Raw genomic sequence first — 2,993 nt, forward strand, 5'->3', positions numbered from 1 at the left:
TTCCCTTAGTGACTACTGCTATAGCAAGGAACGAGTTGGTGTTTGACTTATGTTGATGATGAACCGTAAGACAGAGAAATACTTTTCCCACTGTTGCCTGTTGCCTATTGCCTGTTGCCTGCTATATAACTGATAACTGAAATTACCCATTACTCAATAATAATAATAATGATTCGTGTATATACTCAGGTGCAACAGGGAAAAAATTGGCTGCAAAGGTATCGGAGACACCAACCAGTGTTTTGCTGTATATTAGGATTTACAGATACAGGTCTAATACCGGGAATTTCTGCAGCAGGGGCAACTCCAAAAGACCGCCAATATACTTGTTTGGCAGATGTGGAATTTTTATATAACGGTTTTCAACCACAACCCAAATATCCATTACCACCCCTTGATGCTGGTGCTTCTCCAGTTTTAATCACAAAAGCAATTGTTGATGCTCTCAATATTCCTCTCTACTTATTTAATGCTGGTTTAACTCATCAACCCACTGTACCAACAATTAATTTGGGAGGTACTCCAGCTCGTTGTTTAACTTCTGGTCATGCTTTAGATATGGCAACTGTTGAACATTTACTGGAAGCTGGAAAGAGTTGGGGATATAAGTTAGCTGCTGAAGCAAAAGATAGCTATTTAATATTAGGAGAATGTGTAGTTGGAGGTACAACTACAGCTTTAGCAATTTTATTAGGTTTAGGTATTGCTGCTGCGGGCAAAGTTAATAGCAGTCATCCTCAATGTAATCATGCTCAAAAGTTGGCTGTGGTGCGCCAAGGTTTACAAGTTTCTGGTTTTAATTCTGTACCTCCCCTTTCACAACCCCTAAAATTGGTGGCGGCAGTGGGAGACCCGATGCAAATAGTAGTAGCAGGAATGGCAATGGCAGCAAGTCTCAAAGTAGGGGTGATGTTAGCTGGTGGTACACAAATGTTGGCAGTTTATGCTTTGATGCAAGCATTAGCTGCAAAATATTCTTTATCTTGGTTGCCTGAGAATATTGTGGTGGGAACAACTCGATGGGTTACTGAAGACCCGACAGGCGATACTGTGGGGTTAGCTAGAGAAATTGGTTTTGTGCCTTTGATGGCAACACAACTTAGTTTTGCTGAGTCTTGTTATCCTCAATTACGAGCTTATGAACAGGGTTATGTTAAGGAAGGTGTGGGTTGTGGAGGATGTGCGATCGCGGCTCATTTATATCAAGATTGGAGTCAAGACCAGTTGCTTCAAGCTGTTGAAAGTTTGTTTGTATAGAACCCCCGATCGTATCTCTAAAAATTAGGCGATCGCTAATCTCTTGAGCATTAGTCGAATCAAACAAAGATTAATTTTTGCGGTAGCATTTTCCAGAGTTATTTCAAAATTTGGTAGTCCTGCATGGTAATGGTGAGGATATATATTTTTTAATTTTTCCCACACTCCCCATCTCCCCACATTCCCCTCCACCGGAGGGGTCCGCGGGTGGGTCCCCATCTCCCCACACTTCCTTTACCATTACTATGCACCACCACCCGAATAGCTAGGGTATTTCTTAACTTATCTTTTTCGTCAAATAGTCATTTCCAATAAATTCTTTCTATCAATTCTACCAAATAACAATTAATTTCTCAAACTCTCCAACACCTCATCAGTCAAGGGGTTTTCACCTGCCTGGAGCGCTTCGATCCATTTTTGCCGTTGTGCTTTTTTCTTCTCACCATCAGTCCATTCTACATATACCTGAAAATCTGCGATCGCTCCTTGAAGATCCCCTGTTAATGCCCTAGCAAGTCCGCGACTATCAACAATAGAGGCATCTTTTGGGTCAAGGGTGACAGCTTTCTCACAAGCAAACATAACATCAGCAGCTTTTTCATAAAGACTACCGTACCAACAGAGAGTATCCCAATTCTTAGCAGAAATTTGGGTAGAGTAAATTTTTTCTGCTTGTTTGTAGAAGTCAATTGCTTCCTTAACTTTACCTGTTGTCGAAAGTTTGCTCCCTTGCTTCAACAAAGTATCTACTGTTTGATATCTAGCTTTAGCCTTAGCAATATTTTGCAGAGTAGGCATAAATGCTAGCTTGTCCAGTTTTGCTATTGCTTCTTCATACTTTTCTACTTTTGCTTCTTCTATAACTTCCTCCATCAGCTTTTCTGCCCTAAATAATGATTCTGCAAGAACTTTTGGCTTGAGGTTGAGGTCGGGGTTCCATATTAGTGCTTTCTTAAATGTGGCAACTGCTTTCTTAACTTCCCCTTCCCTTGCCAGTTTCTCTCCTTCTATCACCAAACTACGAGAGGCTACTTTCTTGCGTCCGTAGGTTTGACAAATCTTAAGTTTCTCTAATTTTTGGGGATGGGAAATTAGGTAATCCTCTAACCAGTTGCAACCATGCTTGGTTAAATCTTCTATCCGCCAAGTCCACAATTTTACCGTTTCGTCAGCACTAGCGGTGGCAATAGTCTTTCCATCAGGACTAAACACTACACTATATATCTCATTATCATGTCCGGTTAAAGTCTGCAACAACTGCCCCTCAAGGTTCCACAATTTCACTGTATCGTCAGTACTAGCAGTGGCAATAGCCTCTCCATCTGGACTAAATGCTACAGCAAAGACTGAATACTCATGCCCAGTTAAAGTCTGCAACTCCTTCCCCTGAAGGTTCCACAATTTTACTGTATTGTCACTACTTGCAGAAGCAATAATCTTTCCATCAGGACTAAAGGCTACACCATTAACCCAATTATCATGCCCGGTTAGAGTCTCTAACTCCTTCCCCTGAAGGTTCCACAATTTTACTGTATTGTCACTACTTGCAGAAGCAATAATCTTTCCATCAGGACTAAAGGCTACACCATTAACCGAATCATCATGCCCGCTTAAAGTCTGCAACTCCTTCCCCTGAAGGTTCCACAATTTTACTGTATTGTCACGACTGGCAGAAGCAATAGTCTTTCCATCAGGACTAAATGCTACACTCATGACCGAATCATCATGCCCGTTTA

3 protein-coding genes are annotated in these 2,993 nt (G+C 41.3%); 1 reads left to right on the top strand and 2 read right to left on the bottom strand.

The window, feature by feature from the left end; all coding sequences use genetic code 11:
* Nucleotides 1-168 precede the first annotated feature (168 nt).
* Nucleotides 169-1,257, top strand: a complete 1,089-nt coding sequence (gene cobT, locus F6K13_RS26180) for a nicotinate mononucleotide-dependent phosphoribosyltransferase CobT (RefSeq protein WP_287288867.1) — start codon at nucleotides 169-171, stop codon at nucleotides 1,255-1,257.
* Between the two features lie 24 nt (nucleotides 1,258-1,281).
* Here cobT and F6K13_RS26185 read toward each other — a convergent pair whose 3' ends face one another.
* Nucleotides 1,282-1,476 carry a hypothetical protein gene (locus F6K13_RS26185; RefSeq protein ID WP_287288869.1) on the bottom strand — a complete coding sequence of 65 codons (195 nt, stop codon included), beginning with the start codon at nucleotides 1,474-1,476 and terminating at the stop codon, nucleotides 1,282-1,284.
* Nucleotides 1,477-1,602: 126 nt separating this feature from the next.
* Nucleotides 1,603-2,993 (bottom strand): WD40 repeat domain-containing protein (locus tag F6K13_RS26190; protein WP_375340684.1); only part of this gene is annotated, 1,391 nt, incomplete at its 5' end.

This window comes from Okeania sp. SIO2B9, from assembly GCF_010672505.1.
Taxonomy (GTDB): domain Bacteria; phylum Cyanobacteriota; class Cyanobacteriia; order Cyanobacteriales; family Microcoleaceae; genus Okeania; species Okeania hirsuta.

Bases quoted from the DNA above. Each gene is read 5' to 3' on its own strand.
- cobT (WP_287288867.1), top strand. From the start codon at position 169: ATGATTCGTGTATATACTCAGGTGCAACAGGGAAAAAATTGGCTGCAA.
- F6K13_RS26185 (WP_287288869.1), bottom strand. From the start codon at position 1,476: ATGGGGACCCACCCGCGGACCCCTCCGGTGGAGGGGAATGTGGGGAGA.